Source organism: Micromonospora sp. NPDC049004 (assembly GCF_040649315.1).
In the GTDB taxonomy this organism is placed as follows: Bacteria; Actinomycetota; Actinomycetes; order Mycobacteriales; family Micromonosporaceae; genus Micromonospora.
The window spans coordinates 57,087-74,711 of sequence record NZ_JBEZFG010000015.1 but is presented as its reverse complement, the minus strand read 5'-3'; the positions used below and the strand labels follow the sequence as shown (position 1 = coordinate 74,711).

Genomic DNA, 17,625 nt, shown 5'->3' with positions numbered 1-17,625 from the left:
ATGCGACCCAGTCCGATCGAGCTGCATCAGCCACCACGCCGCCCCTAGGAACTAGCCGACTTCGCGGGCAAGCCGTAAGGGACCCAGCCGCCCGGAGCTACGGACCAGAAGGTGCGATTGGGAGGAACGCGCGGGGTAGCGCGCCAGCGGCAGATCCTGCACCCTCGATCTTGCAGGCACAACCAGCCCTTCAGGAGGTTGCCATGATCCCTCAAACCTACGAACTGTGGGTCGCGGAGACCTTCGGCGACGGCGAGCCTCCGATCGTCGGTAGGGTCATCGCCTGGCACATCCCCGAGCCTGAAGAGGATGTAGAGGGTGACCGCGGGGTTCCCATCTACGTCTACAGCTCCGCCGGCAGCCCTTACGCCACTGCCTACGCGAGTCCTCGACAGTGGTTCCTCGGCTCCACTGCTGACGAAGCCCGAGAGGCCGCCGAATCCCACCAGGCTCGCGATCCGAAGGAACAGCAGGCAAGGCGGGACCGGCAGAGGCAGGAGAAGGAGCGTAAGTGGTTGGCTAGCTGCGAGTATGCCCGCGGCCGCGCCGCCGCCGGTGACTTCACCGCTGCCCGGGATCTGACTGCGGAGCGGATGCGCGGCCTCCTGCCTCGGGTAGCGGATCTGCTGAGAACCGCGTCGTGGCACCGAGTTGAAGCGAACGTCGTCCAGATCAGCGTCAAGGCAAACGACGCCAGTCTGGAGTACCAGATGAGTTGGGATCGACTGACTCGCGACACCGCGCAGGAGGTTCTCGGCGAGGCATGGACGATCGACGTTCGGCAGGACAAGCCCGGCTTGTTTGACCGGATGCGGTAACCCAAGGGCAGCCTGGAGGCAGCAAGACGACCGGCAGTCGCTGTTCAAGGACCGCCAAGACCGGTAAGACCCTCGTGCTGAGCGGCAAAAATTCGTAACCCTCGACACCCACTGGTGCGGCGTGATCGCGTTCGGGACGAAGAGGTCGTCGGTTCGAATCCGGCCACCCCGACCAGAGGTAAGAGGGCACATCCGATCAATGGATGTGCCCTCTTGTGTCTGTCTGCGACGGTCACCGCCCACGGCAACCCCTGCCGTCAGTCCTGCCGTTCGGTGCGCTCGATCTCGGTGAACGCGGCGGCCAGATAGTCGTCCAACGGCACGCCCGTCACCGCCAACAGGTCGGCCACGAGCAGCGGGGCGTGCCGGGCCAGGGCGGCCGCGTCCGGCCGCGACTCGTCGCCCTCGGGGTCGTACACACCGAGCGCTCCGGCGAGCAGGACGAGCACCACGTGCGGGTCCACATCGCGACGCCACCGCATCGCGCCCTGCACGCAGCGGGTCAGCACCTGACGGATGTCGTCGCCGGCCAGGCCCTCCGGGTGGCCCTCCTCCAGCAGGAGCCGCACCACAGTTCCGAGCACCAGACCGGACCGCTCGTCGGCCGCGAGATCAACGACCGCCTCGTCGTACGCCTGATCGTCGCGGGCCTGGGCTGCGGCGACGGCCGCCGTGGCGGTCACCGCGATGGCGCGGGCGGTAGCGGGCAGGTGTCGCCAGGTGCCGGTCATCGGGCCAGCATCGCAGACCCGGCGGACACCGACGATCGCCGTGGGGTTGGTCACGCGGCGGCCCGGGAACAGCGTCGCCGCTGCAAAACGGTTCGCGGGGCGTCACACCCACCGAACAGAATGCCGGACATGCTGCGTCGATCCCTGCCCCGCCGTCCGGAAGCCCGCCGGATCCTCCTCGGCACCCTGCTGTCGGCGATCGGGCGGGGTCTGACCCTGCCGTTCCTGTTCATCTACCTCACCGACGTACGCGGGCTCACCGACACCCGCGCCGGTCTGGTGATCGGCTGGTACGGCGTCGTCACGCTGGCGTTGTCGCCGCTGGGCGGGACGCTCATCGACCGGTTCGGCGCGCGCCGGGTGGTGGTGCCGTGTCTCGTGATCGAGGCGATCGGCACCGGTTCGCTGGCGCTGGTCCACTCGACCGGCTCGGCCCTGCTCGTGATGACCGTGATCGCCGTCGGCAGCTCGGCGATCTGGTCCGGGCAGAACACCATCCTCGCCTCGCTCACCGACGACGGTGAGCGGCAACGGGTCTTCGGGCTGAACTTCGCGCTGCTCAACCTCGGCATCGGTATCGGCGGCATGACGTCCGGCGCGATCGTCGACACGGCGCGACCCGCCACCTTCCAGACGATCTACCTGCTGGATTCGATCAGCTATTTGATGCCGGCTCTGATCCTGTTGACCCTGCCCGGCGTCGGCCACCGACTCGGCCACCGCTCCGCCGGCGACGGACCGTCGAGCGGCGGCTACCTGACAGTGCTCCGGGATCGTCCGTTCCGCCGGCTGGTGATCTTCGGTCTGGTCCTCACCACCTGCGGGTACGCCCAGGTCGAGGTCGGCTTCGCCGCGTTCGCGGTACGCGTCGCCGAGGTGAACCCCCGGGTGGTGGCCTGGGCGCTCGCGGCCAACACGGTGATGATCGTGCTCGCCCAACTGCTGGTGATCCGCCGGATCGAGGGGCGTAGCCGCACCGGCGCGCTCGCCGTGGTCGGGGCGGTATTCGCCGCCGCCTGGCTGGTCCTCGGTGTCGCCGGTGTGGTCAGCACCGGCAACGCCCTGGTGGCCGCCCTGTGCGTGGTGGCCTGCTCGGCGATCTTCGGCCTCGGCGAGACGCTGCTGTCGCCGGTGATGCCGGCGCTGACCAACGCGCTCGCCACCGACGAGCTGCGCGGCAGGTACAACGCCATGAGTTCGATGATCTTCGGGATCAGCGGTGTGATCGGTCCGGTGACCGCCGGCCCGCTCATCGGCGCGGCCAACGGCATGGTCTGGGTCGCGGTGGTGGTGGGCGGTTGCCTGGTCGCCTCGCTCATCGCGCTCTCCCTGCGCCGACTGCTCACCACCGATCAGGACGGCCGCCCGACGATCACCGCGCCCGCCCCGGCGCCCGCCCCCGTCTGACCCGACGCGGTAGCCGCGTTCGGATGCGCGGGCAGCCCGGACCGCGGGCAGGGCGGCGTCGCGCGCGTCCGCAAGATCATGCTCGAACCTGGATGTAGTGGCATCCCTGCGCCCGAAGGCCACTACAACCAGGATCGAGCGCGATCTTGCGGAGGCGGGCCGCCGGCGCTGCCCGGGCCGGGCAGGCCGGCGCTGCCCGGGCCGGGGTGGGCAGGCCGCCAGGCGCGGGCCGGGGTGGGCAGGCCGCCAGGCGCGGGTAACGCGCAGGGCGGAAGCGGGCGCGGCGGTCGCCGGTGCCCGGGGACGGGTCGGGCCCCGGAGCGGGTGCTCCGGGGCCCGATCGTTGCGGGGCACGCCGTCAGGCGGCGGGGACCTCGGCGGTGGTGCGGATGCGGTCGAGCGTCGGGGCGGAGACCGGCGACTGCGCGGTCAGGTACGCCACGAACGCGTCGAGGTCGATCTGGCCGGTGACCAGGTTGGTCCCGGCGGTGAGGGCGCTGAAGCCGTCGCCGCCGCCGGCCAGGAAGTTGTTCACCGTCACCCGGTAGGTGGCGGCGGTGTCGACGGTGGTGCCGCCGATGGTGAGGCTGCCCCGGACCACGCGGGTGCCGGCGCACGGGTCGGCGGCGGTGCCGGTGGTGCCAGCCGGGTCGACCACGTAGCCGACGGTCGACGACGGGTACAGCACCCGACCGGTGACGAACTGCTGCTCCAGTACGCAGTAGAGCTGCGCGCCGGTCAGGTCCAGCGTCACGAGGTTGTTGGCGAACGGCTGCACCGTGAACGCCTCCTCGTAGGTGACCGGGCCGGCGTTGAGGTCGGCCCGGACCCCACCCGGGTTCATGAAGGCGGCGACCGCGTTCTGCTCGTCGTCGGTGGCGGCGAGCTGCGCGTCGGCGATCAGGTTGCCCAGTGGCGACTCGCCGACTGTCGTACCGAAGAGGGTTTCCTGGGTCTTGGTGATCGCGGTGGTGGTCTCGCCGACCTGGCGGTCGGCGACCGGGCCGAGCACCGTCTTGTACCTGTCGATCAGCGCGGTCTGCTTCGGGTCCTTGGCGACGTCCCGGGTGACCACCACGTTGTTCGCGGCCGCCGAGAGCACGTCCCCGGACCGGCGGTCGATCTTCAGATCGATGTCGGTGACCAGGCGGCCGAACGAGCTGGCGCTGGTGACCAGCTTGCCGTTGATGTTGCAGTTGTACGCCTGGTGGGTGTGGCCGCTGACGACCACGTCGATCGACGGGTCCATCCGGTTGGCGATGTCCACGATGGGCCCGGTCATGCCGACGCAGTCGTTGATGCCACCGGTCGCCGCCTGGGCACCACCCTCGTGCAGCAGCACGACGATCGTCTCCACGCCCTTGCGGCGCAGCTCACGGGCGTACCGGTTGGCGGTCTCCGCCTCGTCGGCGAAGGTGAGGCCCGCGACGCCCTGCTGGCTGACGATCTGCGGGGTCCCCTCCAGGGTCATCCCGATGAAGCCGACCTTGACGCCCTGCACCTTGTGGATCGCGTACGGCGCCATCAGCGGCTTGCCGGTGGCGGTCTTGAAGGCGTTGGCGGACAGGTACTGGAAGCCGGCGCCTCGGTACGGGGTGCCGTCGGCGCAGCCGTCCACCGGGTGGCAGCCGCCGTTCTGGATCCGCAGCAGCTCGGCGGCGCCCTCGTCGAACTCGTGGTTGCCGACGCTGGCGTAGTCCAGCCCGGCCATGCTCAGCGCCTCGATTGTCGGCTCGTCGTGGAACGCCGCGGAGAGCAGGGGGGACGCGCCGATCAGGTCACCGGCGGCGACGGTGATGGTGTTCTGCTTCTTGGCGGCGGCGCGCAGCTCGGCCAGGTGGGTCGCGAGATATTCGACGCCTCCGGCGGTCTGCCCGGCGATGGTGCCGCTGGACCCGCTCGGCGGTTCGAGGTTGCCGTGGAAGTCGTTGAGGGCCAGCAGGGTGACGTCGACCGGCTTCGGTCGCGCGTCGGCCTGCTCGGGAGTGGTGGCGACCGCGCCGAGCGCTGCCACCGCGAGCGCGGTCAGGCCGACAGCGGCCCGACGCATCCCGGGTATGGACATGGAACTCCTCGTGAGAATCGGCGCGTGCGGTGGCCGGCCTGTGGGTCGAGCGGCCGCTGTCGACGCCGTCGGAAGGATCGATCACGCTTGGCGGCGGTTGGGTCGTCGCCCGCCCGGCCAGCCTCTCATCCGGACGCTCACCCGTCGAGCCGAGGAGCACAGCAGAGCTGCGAATACACCGATTGGTCCACCATCGGTCACCGACCAGATCTCCTCGATCGACGTCCGCGGCGGACGCCGCCGGCCGGTCGGTCGGCGGCGTCCGCTTGCTCAGCAGGCGGTGTAACTGCCCTTGCTGCCCCAGGAGCAGGAGTCGATCTGCTTCCCGGCGGAGTCGCGCAGGTACGCGCTGTCGCCGGTGTTGTTCCAGATGTACGCGCCGGATCCCCAGTAGCGGTGGGTCGAGGTGTTCCGGCCCTTTCCAGTGTGGATGTAGACACTCGCTCCGGCGGCGAGGCGGACGTCGCCACTGAAGGTGTAGACATGGCGCGCCTTGTCCCGCAGCGTCCAGGACTTCAGGTTGATGGTGCTCGACCGCCGGTTGGTGAGGCGGACGTACTCCGCGTTCAGGCTGGAGTTGGAGCGGTTGTCGCTGCCGGGCGAGTTGTAGTAGACCTTGGTGATCTGCACCGACGGAGTCGCGGCCTGCGCCGGTCCGGCGGTGGCCAGCGTGGCAGCGAGCGTCCCGGCGAGCGCGAGCGCGAGACCGATCATCTTCTTCGTCATTCCGTCTCCTCACTCCGTGCGCCGGCCGACGAGCGCCGACGCGGTCGTTCCACGTGTGACGTGGAGCGCTGACGCTAGCGGCGGGACGGGGCGGGCGTGGCCAGCGAAGAGGACGCGTCGCCAACTCGATCCGGGCGGTGGAGCGTGGTGCGCCGGTCGGTGCGCGGCGACGCCGCCCGGCAGTTCGGACCGGTCGACCTTCGGACGCGTCCGGACTCTCACCGGCCGGTCCATCCGGTCCGATGATCCCACCGGTCGATCCGGCCGGTGGATCATCGCCGCCGATCCGGGCGGAAGCTGGACTTGGCCGATCAGCCGGTGGTGAGCGCGTCGCGGACCAGAGTCGTCACCGCGTCGGGCGGCCAGCCGCCCGCGACTCCGGGACGCTGTGCCAGGTAGTCGACGATCCGCTCGGCGGGCCAGCCGTGTGACTCGCGCAGCCCTCGGGCGATCATGCGCAGGTAGGTCGGTGCCGGTGGCCGGCAGCGCACGGCCGACGCCGGCTCGGGGGCGGTGAAGGTGAGCATCGGAACGCCGGCGCGCAGCCCGGGGCAGATCAGGGTCTCGTAGCGGCCCGGGCCGAGCGTCGCCCGCCCCTTCGCGACGGCGGTGTCGACAGCCGCGCCGGTCGCCGGAATGAGGTCGGCGGTGTCGCCCGTCGGGCGGTACATCTCCTGGGCGGCGATGTCGGTGAACTGCTCGATGGTGACCAGGTAGGCCCGCGCGGCGGCCTCGCCCGGCAGCTGCGGGTCGTAGAACGCCATCCCGCCGGTCCACGCGCCGGACTCGCCGGCGAAGTAGATCCCGCCCGGCAGCCACACCGGCGCCGACCGGCTCGGCGGGCGGGGGTCGCGGCAACCCGGGTACGTCCGCCGACCGCCGGGCGGGCAGCCGCCGACGATGTACCAGGCCAGCCGGGCGGCGTGCATGTTCGAGCCGTACGCGACGTACCAGACGGTGCCGGGCATGGGCGGCGGGCTCAGAAGCCGCAGGTCTGGCCGGCCGAGTGGCTGACCTGTACGACGTGGGTCGTGCAGCCGTCTGGCTCGATGCGGTGCAGCAGGAAGGCGGTCGGCTCGGCGACCCAGCCGATCACCTCGTCGGCGGCCATCGTGAGGGTGCTCTGCTTCCAGGTGCTGGGTGCCACGGTGAGCACCGTGCCGGCGTACCCAATGGTGACCGGACGGTGCAGGTGCCCGGCGGCGACCCGCACGACGTGCCGGTGCCGGCCGATCACCTCGGCCAGCGCGGGCCCGTCGGCGAGCCGGATGGCGTCCGCCGCCGGGATGCCGACCGCGACCGGCGGGTGGTGCAGGAAGATCGCGGCGGGAACGTCGGGCCGACCGGAGAGCACGCCGTCGAGCCAGGCGAGCTGCTCCTCGCCCAGGTTGCCGCCGCCGCTGCCGGGGGTGAGCGAGTCGAGCACGACGACAGTCGCCGCCTCGTGGTCGACGTGGTAGTAGGCGGAGAACCCGCCGCCGAGCCAGGGTGTGCCGCCGAACGCGTCGAGCAGCGACTCCCGGTCGTCGTGGTTGCCGGCGGCCAGGTACACCGGCAGCGGGAACCGGCCGATCAGCTCGCGCAGCGCAGCGTACTCGTCGGGTCGGCCGTGGTCGACCAGGTCGCCGGTGATGACCACGCAGTCGGGTCGCGGGCGTAGGGCCAGCACCCGGCCGAGCGCCCGGTGCAGCCCGGCGGCGGGCTCGGCGGCGAGCAGGCCGGTGGTCACGTGCGGATCACTGAGCTGGGCGATGAGCATGAGTGCTCGCCTCCTCGGCGACGGGAGTTCCACGCTATCGCCCGCCGCTTCTTCCCACAGGCTGCGTCCACAGCCTGTGGATAGCACATGTGTACGAAGCTCGGGGCGGTTCCGTCGGCGTGGGTACGCTTGATCGCGCAGAACCCTCCCCTACCTGGAACGACGTGCGAGTGGATCATCAGCGAGTCATCCGTGACGGCACCGTCGGCCTGTCGATGGCGTCGACCGCGCCGGAGGCCTGCCGGCGGACGGTCGCCGCGCTGTCGCGCCACACCCCGGCCACCATCTCGGTGCTGCTCGAGGCCCACGACCGGCTGCGGTGCGTGGCGGCGACCGGCGCGTGGCAGGTCTTCGCGACCGTTCCGGCCCGCACCGGGATCGTCGGCCGGGTGTACGCCACCGACGTCACGGCGGTCGTCCCGGACGTCACCGCCGACCCCGACTACCTTCCGGTACGCCCGGACGTGACCGCTGAGCTGTGCGTGCCGGTGCGCGACCCGGCGGGCCGGGTGTTCGGCGTACTGGACCTGCAGTGGAGTGGGCCGGTCGACCTGGAGCCGTGGCAGGAGACCGCGCAGCGGCTGGCGGCCCGGCTCGGCGCGCGCATCGCCGCGCTGGGCGGCCCGCCGTCAGAGAGCCGGAGCGAGAAGCTGCTCCGGCACGCCGCCGCGCTCTCCGCCGCGCCGACCGAGGAGTCCGTGATCAGCGCGGCGACCTCGGCCGCCCGGGAGGTGTCCACCCTCTCCACCGCGGTGCTGCTGATCGGCGGCCCGGAGGGCGCCCAGCTCGGGCCGCCGGCGCTGGCGGGGTGCGAGTTGGAGACCCGCATCCGGGCCGAGTTGGCCGAGGCGGGGCCGGAGGCTCTCGGCCGGATGATCGACCGGGCGCACCGGTACGGCGCCGGCTACACACTGGGCGAGGCGGGCCACCCGCCGACCGAGGACTACCGGCCGCTGACCCGGGCCGGGGTACGCACGCTGATCGCCGTTCCGGTGGGTCCACCGGACGTCGGTGGGGCGCTGCTCGTCGCCGACGAGCGGGCGCTGCGGCCGGACCCGACCACGGTCAGCCTGATGGAGCTGCTCGCCGGGCAGGTGTGGACCAGCCTGGACCGGCTGCGTACGCTCGCCCGGCTGCGGGAGCAGGCCAGCTCGGACCCGCTGACGGGGCTGCGGCACACCGGCCCGTTCGGGCAGCGGATCGCGGCGGCCACCCCGGGGCGTACGGCTCTGCTGGCGATCGACGTGGACGGCTTCAAGACGGTCAACGACACGTACGGCCATCAGGCCGGCGACCAGGTGCTCGTCGGGTTGGCGCGGGCGCTGGAGGGGGCGTTGCGCCACGGCGACGAGCTGTACCGGATCGGCGGCGACGAGTTCGTGGCGGTGATCGAGGTGAGCCGTCCGGAGGAGGCGGTCCGGATCGCCGAGCGGCTGACCGAGGCTGCTCGCCGGACCGGTCGCACGATCAGCGTGGGCGTCGCCCTCCCCCGCCCCGGCGAGTCCCCCGACCGCACCCTACGAAGGGCCGACCAGGCCCTCTACGCGGTAAAACGCCAGGGCCGAGACGGAGTCCACCTGGCCGCGGCGTGAACCTCCCCGCCCTCGCCCCGCGCCCCTCGCTACGTCGATCATGGAGTTGTGGTGGGGACGTTCACCCCTTCCGGGGCTAAAACGCCCACCACAACTCCATGATCGGCACGCGGAGCGGGGCGGAGTGAGGGGCGGGGGCGCGGGGGTGGGGCGGGCTAGGGGGTGCGGAGTTCCTTGGCCAGGAGTTCGGCGATCTGGGCCGTGTTGAGGGCGGCGCCCTTGCGGAGGTTGTCGCCGGTGACGAAGAAGTCGAGGGCGCGCGGGTCGTCCAGGGCGCGGCGAATGCGGCCGACCCAGCTCGGGTCGGTGCCGACCGCGTCGATCGGCATCGGGAACTCACCGGCGGCGGGGTCGTCGACGAGGATCACGCCGGGGGCGTTGCGCAGTGCCTCGCGGGCGCCCTCGGCGTCGACCTCGGTGGCGAAGACCGCGTGCACGGCCACCGAGTGGCCGGTCACCACCGGCACGCGCACGCAGGTGGCGCTCACCTTGAGGTCGGGCAGGCCGAGGATCTTCCGCGACTCGTTGCGGATCTTCATCTCCTCCGACGACCAGCCGCCGTCGGCCGGCGAGCCCGCCCAGGGCACCACGTTGAGCGCCAGCGGCGCCGGGAACGGGCCGAGGTCGTCGCCGACCGCCTGGCGGACGTCGCCGGTACGCGAGCCGAGCGCTCGATCCCCGGCGACCTTGGTGAGCTGGTCGTGCAGGATGTCCACGCCGGCCTTACCGGCGCCGGAGACCGCCTGGTAGGAGGCGAGCACCAGCTCCCGCAGGCCGTACTCGCGGTGCAGGGGCGCGACCGCGACGATCATCGCGAGGGTGGTGCAGTTGGCGTTCGCGATGATGCCCCGGGGTCGGTTGCGGACCTGCTCGGGATTGATCTCCGGGACGACAAGTGGGACGTCCCGGTCCATCCGGAAGGCGCCGGAGTTGTCCACGGCGATCGCGCCCCGGGCGACGGCGATGGGCGCCCACTCGGCGGAGACCTCGTCGGGCACGTCGAACATCGCCACGTCGACCCCGTCGAACGCCTCCGGGGTCAGCGCCTGGACGACGATGTCCTCGCCCCGGCAGCGCACCCGCCTGCCGACCGAACGCTCGGAGGCGAGGAGCCGGATCTCACCCCAGACGTTGCGACGCCCGCTGAGCAGCTCACACATCACGGTGCCGACGGCACCTGTCGCTCCGACCACGGCGAGGGTGGGCAGCGCCGTCATCGGCGCTACCTTCCCGTCCCGGCGTAGACCACGGCTTCGGTGTCGCCGCCCAGCTCGAACTGGTCGTGGATGGCGCGGACCGCGGCGTCGAGGTCGGTGTCCCGGCAGACGACGGACACGCGGATCTCGGAGGTGGAGATCATCTCGATGTTGACCCCGGCAGCGCCGAGCGCGGCGAAGAAGCCGGCGGCCACGCCGGGGTGCGAGCGCATGCCGGCGCCGATCAGGGACACCTTGCCGACGTGGTCGTCGTAGAGCAGGCCCTTGAACTTGACCGGCTCCTGGATCTTGCTGAGGGCGGCCATCGCGGTCGGGCCGTCGGCCTTGGGCAGCGTGAACGAGATGTCCGTCCGGCCGGTGCCCTCGGTGGAGACGTTCTGCACGATCATGTCGATGTTGATCTCGGCGCCGGCGACGGTGTCGAAGATCCGCGCGGCGGCACCCGGCTCGTCGGGCACGCCGACGATCGTGATCTTGGCCTCGCTGCGGTCGTGCGCGACCCCGGTGATCAGTGCCTGCTCCACGGAAAGGTCCTCCATCGATCCGGTGACCATCGTGCCGGTGTTGGTCGAGTATGACGAACGGACGTGGATCGGCAACCCCGCCCGGCGGGCGTACTCCACGCTACGCAGGTGCAGCACCTTCGCGCCGCACGCGGCCAGCTCCAGCATCTCCTCGTAGGTGATGTCCCGGATGTGGCGGGCGTTGGGCACGATCCGCGGGTCGGCGGTGAAGATGCCGTCCACGTCGGTGTAGATCTCGCAGACGTCGGCGTGCAGCGCGGCGGCGAGCGCCACGGCCGTGGTGTCCGAGCCGCCGCGGCCCAGCGTGGTGACGTCCTTGGTGTCCTGCGAGACGCCCTGGAAGCCGGCCACGATGACCACCGAGCCCTCGTCGAGCGCGCCCTTGAGCCGCCCCGGGGTGACATCGATGATCCGCGCCCGGCCGTGCACCGAGGTGGTGATCACACCGGCCTGCGAGCCGGTGAACGAGCGGGCCTCGTACCCCAGGTTGTGAATCGCCATGGCCAGCAGGGCCATCGAGATCCGCTCCCCGGCGGTGAGCAGCATGTCCAGCTCGCGGCCCGGCGGCAGCGGGCTGACCTGGTTGGCCAGGTCGAGCAGCTCGTCGGTGGTGTCCCCCATCGCGGAGACCACCACCACCACGTCGTCGCCGGCCTTGCGGGCGGCGACGATGCGCTCGGCCACCCGCTTGATCCGCTCGGCGTTGGCGACGGAGGACCCGCCGTACTTCTGCACAACGAGTGCCACGACGGTGCACTCCCTCCCAGTGACCCTGAGCGTGCCGACGCCGCCGGAACCGGGGCCGGCGGCGCGTGTCAGACCCCATGAGGGTATCCGGCGGGTCACGGCGGCGGGTCGGGTGATCCCACCATCCGGCCCGCGCGGCCGTCCGGGCAACGCGGGTGGCCAGGTCCGCGAGTTCGGGCGGTACGCCGAAAGTCCGTGCCCGACACGCCGGGGCGGACGGCTGCCCGCCGCTGCCCACACCTGGCCCGCACCCACCAGAATGGGCCGGTGCCCGTCCTTCACCGCTCGGCCAGCCGCGTGCTCGGGCCGCTCGTGTTCGCCCTGCCGGTAGTCCTGGTCTCCTGCACCAGCGAGCAACCTCCGCCGCCTCCGCCGCCGGCCGATCCCGGGCCGGTCGAGGTGGACGGCGCCCGGGACGAGCTGGCCGCCCTGGCCGCCGCCGCACAGGATCGCCACCTGGTGGCGCGGTACGTGTTCGGCCGGACCGGCCAACCGGACCGCAGCATCGTGTTCACCAGCGCGAACGACGGCAGTTGGCGGGTCGACGTGCCGGGCGGGGCGCTGGGCGGCACCGCCGACGTCTCGCTGGCCGCCACCGGCGACGGGCTGTTCCAGTGCGCGCTGCCCTCGACCGGCCATCCGGAGCCGGCGCGCTGCGTACGCCTCGGCGAACGGGACGACGCGCTCCCGCGCCGGCTGGACCCCCGGATCCAGCATCCACTCACCGATTGGCTGGACGTGCTGACCGACCGGCGTGCGCCGCTCGCGGTGGCCCTGGCCGCCACGCCCAAGGGGTTGACCGGGACCTGCTACTCGGTGGAGTCCACCTCCGCCTCGCTGAACGCGCCGTTGGACGTCGGCATCTACTGCTACGACACCGACGGCACGCCTACCGGCGTCCGGACCGAGGCCGGCACGCTGCGGTTGGCGGCCCCGCCCGGCCCGGCGCCCGCCACCGTGCAGCTCGCCGGGCCGGTGGTGGTGGACGCGGAGCCCCTCGACACCGCCGCCCCTCCGACGCCCGATCCGACACTCAGCCCGAGCGCGGGAACGCCCTGATCTTCATACCGTTACGGGTGCTTTTGCCCACATCCGGCGAGCCCACGTTGAGTGGCGAACCACCCATACAGGACAATTCTCGGCATGGCTGACCTGACCCCGCTGCTCGCCTTCCGCTGGAGCCCTCGGGCGTTCGACCCGGGCGCCACCCTGACCTCGGACGAGGCGGCCTCGCTGCTGGAGGCCGCGCGGTGGGCGCCGTCGGCGGACAACGGGCAGCCCTGGCGGTTCGCCCTCGGCCACCGGGACGACCAGAACTGGAAACGGATCCTGATCAACCTGCCCGCCGACGACCAGGGCTGGGCCCGGCACGCCGCGACCCTGGTGGTCGGCGCGCACACCGGCGGCGACGCCGAGCGGGCCGCGTACGACCTCGGTCAGGCGATGGCCCACCTCACGCTCCAGGCCACGGCGCTCGGTCTGCACGTCCGCCAGCTCGTCCGCTTCGACCGGGCCGGCCTCGCCATCGAACTCGACCTGCCCGGCGGCGTCCGACCGCTGGTGGTCGCCGCCGTCGGCCGGCTCGGCGACCCGTTCGCCCTCCCGGCCGAGCTGCGCGCCCGGGAGACCGGCCTGCGGCACCGTCGGCCGGTCGCCGACCTGCTGCTCGCCTGATCACCCGACCGGGTCGGCCGCCCCGCTGGCCCGCAGCAGAACCTCTGCGGCGTCGGTGTTGCGGTAGAGGACGTGCCGACCCTGTCGAGACCGGCTGACCAGGCCGGCGGCATGCAACGCGGCCAGGTGCTGCGAGACGTTCCCCGCGGACATCCCGGTGCGGCGGGCCAGGTCGGTGGTGGTGGTGGTGGCCGTGTCGAGCAGGTGCAGCAGCGCGGCGCGGCCGGGGCCGATCACCCGTGCCAGCGGGTCGCCGGGCGGTGGCGCGGTCGCCTCCCAGAGCGTCCCGACCGCCCGGACCGGGTACGCGCCGGCCGGCAGCGAATCCTCCAGCAGGTTCCACAGCACCTGCCGCCCGCTGAACACCGTCGGGTTCAGCGCCAGCCCGCGACCGCGCAGGTCGAAGTCCCGCCCGAACGTGTCGTCGCTGATCACCCGGTCCCCGTGCCAGTGCAGGCTCGGGTGGAGCTGCTCGAAGAACCGACCGGCGCCGTTCTCGGCGAGCTGGGCGGCGCGGTACGCCACGTCGGCGTCGAGCAGCGCCCGCATCCGCGGCCAGTCCGGGGCGATCGCCTCGTCGTACCAGACCCGCACCGCGTCGACGAGCTGCGGCAGCAGTCCACGGGGGTCGGCGAGCAGCGCCTGCCCGAACGGATTGAGCGGCCGGCTCGGGACGGTCGCCAGCAGATCCTGGACCACCACGCTCGGCGGTGTCGCGGCGATCTGCTCAAGCTGCTCGGCCATCTCCACGTTCGGCCGGGCCGCCGGGGTGAGGAAGTCGGGCAACCAGCGCCCCCGCCCGACCATCTGCGTCAGCGGACCGACCCGGGCGGCCACCTCGGGGCGACGCAGGGTCACCCGGGCCCGGTCGATCCAGGGCAGGTGCACCGCGTAGCGGACCGGGCTGGCCATCGCCCACATGCTCATGACCGTCTCGTTGACCGGCGACACGGCGAGCCGCACCCCCGCGACGTCGGCCAGGCTGAACCGCAACTCGGACACTGACACCCCCCTCGGGAGCAGGATTCGGTCCAGCCTAAAAGGCTCGACCGTCGTCATGGGGGCACGGTTCACTCCCGGCCATGGGGGCCAGAGAAACCATCCGCACTGCCGTCCGAAACGTCGTACCGCCGGCCGGGTTGATCCGCGCGCTGGCCGTGCAGGCCACGGTCTACGCCGTCGGCAGCGGCCTGTTCCATGCCGGCAGCGCCGTCTTCTTCACCCGGGCGCTCGGGCTCAGCGCCGCCCAGGTCGGGCTGGGGCTGTCCATCGCGGCGGGGGTGTCGCTGCTGGGCACGGTGCCGCTGGGCGGGCTCACCGACCGGTACGGACCGCAGCGGGTCTGGATCGTCGGGCTGGTGCTGGACGCGGCGCTCTTCGCCACGTACCCGTTCGTGGGCGGCTTCGCCAGCTTCCTCGCCGTGGTGGTGGCACTGGCGGCCGTGGATGCGTCGACAGGCGTGGCCCGGCAGGTCTACTCGATCAACGCACTCCCCCCGGCCGAGCGGGTCACCGCGATGGCGTACCAGCGTTCGTCGCTGAACGTCGGCTTCGGGCTGGGCGCGGTGATCAGCGGCGTGGTGCTGGCGGTGGACACGATCGAGGCGTACCGCGCGATGGTCTGGTTCATCGCGGCGGTGATCCTGGTGACGGCCCTGTTCGTACGGCGGCTGCCCCGGCTGCCGCAGGTGACCCGGCCGGTGGAGCCGATGAGTCGGCTCGCCGTGCTGCGGGACCGCCCGTTCATGGCGGTGTCCCTGCTCTCCGGGCTGCTCACCGCGCACCAGGCGCTCTACCTGACGGTCATGCCGCTCTGGATCCTCACCCACACGGACGCCCCGAAGACGGTGATCGCCGCCCTGGTGCTGCTCAACACTGTCCTGATCGTGCTGCTCCAGGTGCGCGTGAGCCGGGGCGCCGACACCGCCGCGGACGCGGCGAAGGCCTCCCGCCGGGGCGCGCTGTTGATCGCCTCGTTCTGTCTGGTCCTGCCGATCTCCGGGTTCACCCGGGGCTGGCTCACCATCGTGGTGCTGGTGGCCGCCGCGACGGTGCTGATCCTGGCCGAGCTGATCGAGTCGGCGGGCACCTGGGGGCTCACCGCCACCCTGCCGCCGGCCGGCCAACGCGGCGCGTACGTGGGGGCGTTCCGGCTCGGCGAGCAGGTGCAGTACTTGATCGCCCCGGCGGGGCTGACCGCGCTCGGCGTGACCACCGGCGGCTGGGGATGGTTACCGACGGCAGCGATCTTCGTGCTGGTCGGAGTGGCGATCGTGCCCGCGGTGGCCTGGGCTCTACGGACGCCGAGGCTGGGCGCCGAGGTCCCGGAGCCGGCCATGACTCCGGTCCCATAGTCCGGACCGACCTTTCCACCCTCCGTTCCATCACGTAGGGTGACCTGGTCATGTGGCGGGCGCTTCTTCTCCTTAGCCGCCGCGACGAGGCCTGACCGGCCGGCACCTCGTCGCGGAGTCGCATCGCGCCGTCCAGCACATCTGAGTTTCCTCTCGGCACCGCCGCGCACCGTCGCCCGGCACCTCGCCGACACCTTCCGATCTGCTGACGCCACATGTTCCAGGGAGCACTCTGAGATGGCTCAACCTGTCACCGACGCCGATACCGATACCGATCCGATCGCCCGGCAACGCCCGAGCCGGATGCCGTACCACCGCTACCAGCCGTACCGGGAGCAGTTCCGGATCGACCTGCCGGACCGCACCTGGCCCACCCGTACCGTCGAGGCCGCTCCGCGCTGGTGCGCGGTGGATCTCCGGGACGGCAACCAGGCGCTGATCGACCCGATGTCGCCCGAGCGCAAGCGGCGGATGTTCCAACTGCTGGTCCAGATGGGCTACAAGGAGATCGAGGTCGGCTTCCCGTCGGCCAGCCAGACCGACTTCGACTTCGTCCGGCAGCTCATCGAGCAGGACATGATCCCGGAGGACGTCACCATCCAGGTGCTCACCCAGTGCCGGGAGCACCTGATCGACCGGACGTTCGAGTCGCTGCGCGGCGCCAAGCGGGCGATCGTGCACTTCTACAACTCGACCTCCACCCTCCAGCGGCGGGTGGTCTTCGGCCTGGACAAGGACGGCATCGCCGACATCGCCACCACCGGCGCGCGGCTCTGCCAGAAGTACGCGGAGATCCACACCCCGGACACGGAGATCTTCTACGAGTACTCGCCGGAGTCGTACACGGGCACCGAGCTGGAGTACGCGCTGGAGGTCTGCTCCCGGGTGATCGACGTGATCGACCCGACGCCCGACCGGCCGCTGATCATCAACCTGCCGGCCACGGTCGAGATGGCCACCCCCAACGTGTACGCGGACTCGATCGAGTGGATGCACCGGCACCTGCCGCGTCGCGACAGCGTGGTGCTGAGCCTGCACCCGCACAACGACCGGGGCACCGGGGTCGCCGCCGCCGAGCTGGGCCTGCTGGCCGGCGCGGACCGGATCGAGGGCTGCCTGTTCGGCAACGGCGAGCGCACCGGCAACGTCGACCTGGTGACCCTGGGGCTCAACCTCTTCTCCCAGGGCATCGACCCGATGATCGACTTCTCGAACATCGACGAGATCCGGCGGGCCGTCGAGTACTGCAACCAGCTGCCGGTGCACGAGCGCCACCCGTACGCGGGCGACCTGGTCTACACCGCCTTCTCCGGCTCCCACCAGGACGCCATCAAGAAGGGCTTCGACGCCCTCGCCGCCGACGCGAAGGCGGCCGGCGTGCCGATGGACGAGCACACCTGGGCGGTGCCGTACCTGCCGATCGACCCGAAGGACCTGGGCCGCACCTACGAGGCGGTCATCCGGGTCAACTCGCAGTCCGGCAAGGGCGGCGTCGCGTACATCATGAAGAGCGAGCACCAGCTGGACCTGCCCCGCCGCCTCCAGATCGAGTTCTCCGGGGTCGTGCAGCAGGTCACCGACCACGACGGCGGCGAGGTCGACCCGCGCGCCATGTGGGAGATCTTCGCGACGCACTACCTGCTCGACCACCAGCCCGACCCGGCGATCCGGTTCGGCGGCTACACGATCGGCACCACCGACGGCAAGGTCGAGATCGAGGCACAGGTCGGCGTGGGCGGCGAGCAGCGCTCGCTCGCCGCAGTCGGCAACGGCCCGATCGACGCGTACGTCAACGCGCTCGGTTCGGTGGGGGTGGGCGTCCGGGTGCTCGACTACCACGAGCACGCGCTGTCCTCCGGTGGCGACGCGCAGGCCGCCGCCTATGTGGAGTGCGAGGTGGACGGTCGGACGGTCTGGGGTGTCGGCACCGACGCCAACATCGTCACCGCGTCGATCAAGGCGGTCACCAGCGCCGTCAACCGCGCCCGCGGCTGACGTTCCCGCCACGCCC

15 protein-coding genes are annotated in these 17,625 nt (G+C 71.8%); 7 read left to right on the top strand and 8 right to left on the bottom strand.

Features of this window, described 5'->3' with window-relative positions:
• The first annotated feature begins 203 nt into the window (after positions 1-203).
• Positions 204-818, top strand: coding sequence for a hypothetical protein (locus tag AB0B97_RS31175; protein WP_357498751.1), 615 nt, complete (start codon positions 204-206; stop codon positions 816-818).
• Between the two features lie 257 nt (positions 819-1,075).
• Here the strand turns inward: AB0B97_RS31175 and AB0B97_RS31170 are convergent, their stop codons facing one another.
• Positions 1,076-1,549, bottom strand: coding sequence for a hypothetical protein (locus AB0B97_RS31170; protein WP_357498749.1), 474 nt, complete (start codon positions 1,547-1,549; stop codon positions 1,076-1,078).
• A 129-nt stretch (positions 1,550-1,678) separates the two neighbouring features.
• On the opposite strand from AB0B97_RS31170, the gene AB0B97_RS31165 reads away from it, so the two are divergent.
• Positions 1,679-2,956, top strand: coding sequence for an MFS transporter (locus tag AB0B97_RS31165; protein ID WP_357498747.1), 1,278 nt, complete (start codon positions 1,679-1,681; stop codon positions 2,954-2,956).
• Between the two features lie 358 nt (positions 2,957-3,314).
• Here AB0B97_RS31165 and AB0B97_RS31160 read toward each other — a convergent pair whose 3' ends face one another.
• From AB0B97_RS31160 to AB0B97_RS31145, 4 genes are all read right to left on the bottom strand, one after another.
• A complete protein-coding gene (locus AB0B97_RS31160) occupies positions 3,315-5,021 on the bottom strand; it encodes a bifunctional metallophosphatase/5'-nucleotidase (RefSeq protein WP_357498745.1) in 1,707 nt (568 codons plus the stop codon).
• Between the two features lie 270 nt (positions 5,022-5,291).
• Positions 5,292-5,747 (bottom strand): lamin tail domain-containing protein, encoded by a 456-nt coding sequence (locus AB0B97_RS31155; RefSeq protein ID WP_357498743.1) that lies wholly within the window; start codon positions 5,745-5,747, stop codon positions 5,292-5,294.
• Between the two features lie 311 nt (positions 5,748-6,058).
• The gene (locus AB0B97_RS31150) at positions 6,059-6,715 is read right to left on the bottom strand and encodes a histone deacetylase (RefSeq protein WP_357498741.1); all 657 of its coding nucleotides are present in this window, start codon (positions 6,713-6,715) and stop codon (positions 6,059-6,061) included.
• Positions 6,716-6,726: 11 nt separating this feature from the next.
• On the bottom strand, positions 6,727-7,506 hold the full coding sequence (locus AB0B97_RS31145; RefSeq protein ID WP_357498739.1) for a phosphodiesterase: 780 nt from the start codon (positions 7,504-7,506) through the stop codon (positions 6,727-6,729).
• A 170-nt stretch (positions 7,507-7,676) separates the two neighbouring features.
• On the opposite strand from AB0B97_RS31145, the gene AB0B97_RS31140 reads away from it, so the two are divergent.
• Positions 7,677-9,098, top strand: coding sequence for a diguanylate cyclase (locus AB0B97_RS31140; protein WP_357498737.1), 1,422 nt, complete (start codon positions 7,677-7,679; stop codon positions 9,096-9,098).
• A 155-nt stretch (positions 9,099-9,253) separates the two neighbouring features.
• Here the strand turns inward: AB0B97_RS31140 and AB0B97_RS31135 are convergent, their stop codons facing one another.
• Positions 9,254-10,315 carry an aspartate-semialdehyde dehydrogenase gene (locus tag AB0B97_RS31135; protein WP_357498735.1) on the bottom strand — a complete coding sequence of 354 codons (1,062 nt, stop codon included), beginning with the start codon at positions 10,313-10,315 and terminating at the stop codon, positions 9,254-9,256.
• Positions 10,316-10,320: 5 nt separating this feature from the next.
• On the bottom strand, positions 10,321-11,586 hold the full coding sequence (locus tag AB0B97_RS31130) for an aspartate kinase (RefSeq protein ID WP_234583260.1): 1,266 nt from the start codon (positions 11,584-11,586) through the stop codon (positions 10,321-10,323).
• A gap of 267 nt (positions 11,587-11,853) precedes the next feature.
• On the opposite strand from AB0B97_RS31130, the gene AB0B97_RS31125 reads away from it, so the two are divergent.
• Both AB0B97_RS31125 and AB0B97_RS31120 read left to right on the top strand, forming a co-directional pair.
• The gene (locus AB0B97_RS31125) at positions 11,854-12,645 is read left to right on the top strand and encodes a hypothetical protein (RefSeq protein ID WP_357498733.1); all 792 of its coding nucleotides are present in this window, start codon (positions 11,854-11,856) and stop codon (positions 12,643-12,645) included.
• A gap of 84 nt (positions 12,646-12,729) precedes the next feature.
• Positions 12,730-13,260 carry a nitroreductase family protein gene (locus AB0B97_RS31120; protein ID WP_357498731.1) on the top strand — a complete coding sequence of 177 codons (531 nt, stop codon included), beginning with the start codon at positions 12,730-12,732 and terminating at the stop codon, positions 13,258-13,260.
• Here the strand turns inward: AB0B97_RS31120 and AB0B97_RS31115 are convergent, their stop codons facing one another.
• On the bottom strand, positions 13,261-14,262 hold the full coding sequence (locus AB0B97_RS31115; protein WP_357498729.1) for an ArsR family transcriptional regulator: 1,002 nt from the start codon (positions 14,260-14,262) through the stop codon (positions 13,261-13,263).
• Positions 14,263-14,342: 80 nt separating this feature from the next.
• Between AB0B97_RS31115 and AB0B97_RS31110 the strand changes: the two genes are divergently transcribed.
• Entirely contained in the window at positions 14,343-15,614 is a 1,272-nt protein-coding gene (locus tag AB0B97_RS31110; protein WP_357498727.1) for an MFS transporter, read from the top strand.
• Positions 15,615-15,851: 237 nt separating this feature from the next.
• Positions 15,852-17,609, top strand: coding sequence for a 2-isopropylmalate synthase (gene leuA / locus AB0B97_RS31105; protein ID WP_357498725.1), 1,758 nt, complete (start codon positions 15,852-15,854; stop codon positions 17,607-17,609).
• Positions 17,610-17,625 lie beyond the last annotated feature (16 nt).

Bases quoted from the DNA above. Each gene is read 5' to 3' on its own strand.
- AB0B97_RS31175 (WP_357498751.1), top strand. From the start codon at position 204: ATGATCCCTCAAACCTACGAACTGTGGGTCGCGGAGACCTTCGGCGAC.
- AB0B97_RS31170 (WP_357498749.1), bottom strand. From the start codon at position 1,549: ATGACCGGCACCTGGCGACACCTGCCCGCTACCGCCCGCGCCATCGCG.
- AB0B97_RS31165 (WP_357498747.1), top strand. From the start codon at position 1,679: ATGCTGCGTCGATCCCTGCCCCGCCGTCCGGAAGCCCGCCGGATCCTC.
- AB0B97_RS31160 (WP_357498745.1), bottom strand. From the start codon at position 5,021: ATGTCCATACCCGGGATGCGTCGGGCCGCTGTCGGCCTGACCGCGCTC.
- AB0B97_RS31155 (WP_357498743.1), bottom strand. From the start codon at position 5,747: ATGACGAAGAAGATGATCGGTCTCGCGCTCGCGCTCGCCGGGACGCTC.
- AB0B97_RS31150 (WP_357498741.1), bottom strand. From the start codon at position 6,715: ATGCCCGGCACCGTCTGGTACGTCGCGTACGGCTCGAACATGCACGCC.
- AB0B97_RS31145 (WP_357498739.1), bottom strand. From the start codon at position 7,506: ATGCTCATCGCCCAGCTCAGTGATCCGCACGTGACCACCGGCCTGCTC.
- AB0B97_RS31135 (WP_357498735.1), bottom strand. From the start codon at position 10,315: ATGACGGCGCTGCCCACCCTCGCCGTGGTCGGAGCGACAGGTGCCGTC.
- AB0B97_RS31120 (WP_357498731.1), top strand. From the start codon at position 12,730: ATGGCTGACCTGACCCCGCTGCTCGCCTTCCGCTGGAGCCCTCGGGCG.
- AB0B97_RS31110 (WP_357498727.1), top strand. From the start codon at position 14,343: ATGGGGGCCAGAGAAACCATCCGCACTGCCGTCCGAAACGTCGTACCG.
- leuA (WP_357498725.1), top strand. From the start codon at position 15,852: ATGGCTCAACCTGTCACCGACGCCGATACCGATACCGATCCGATCGCC.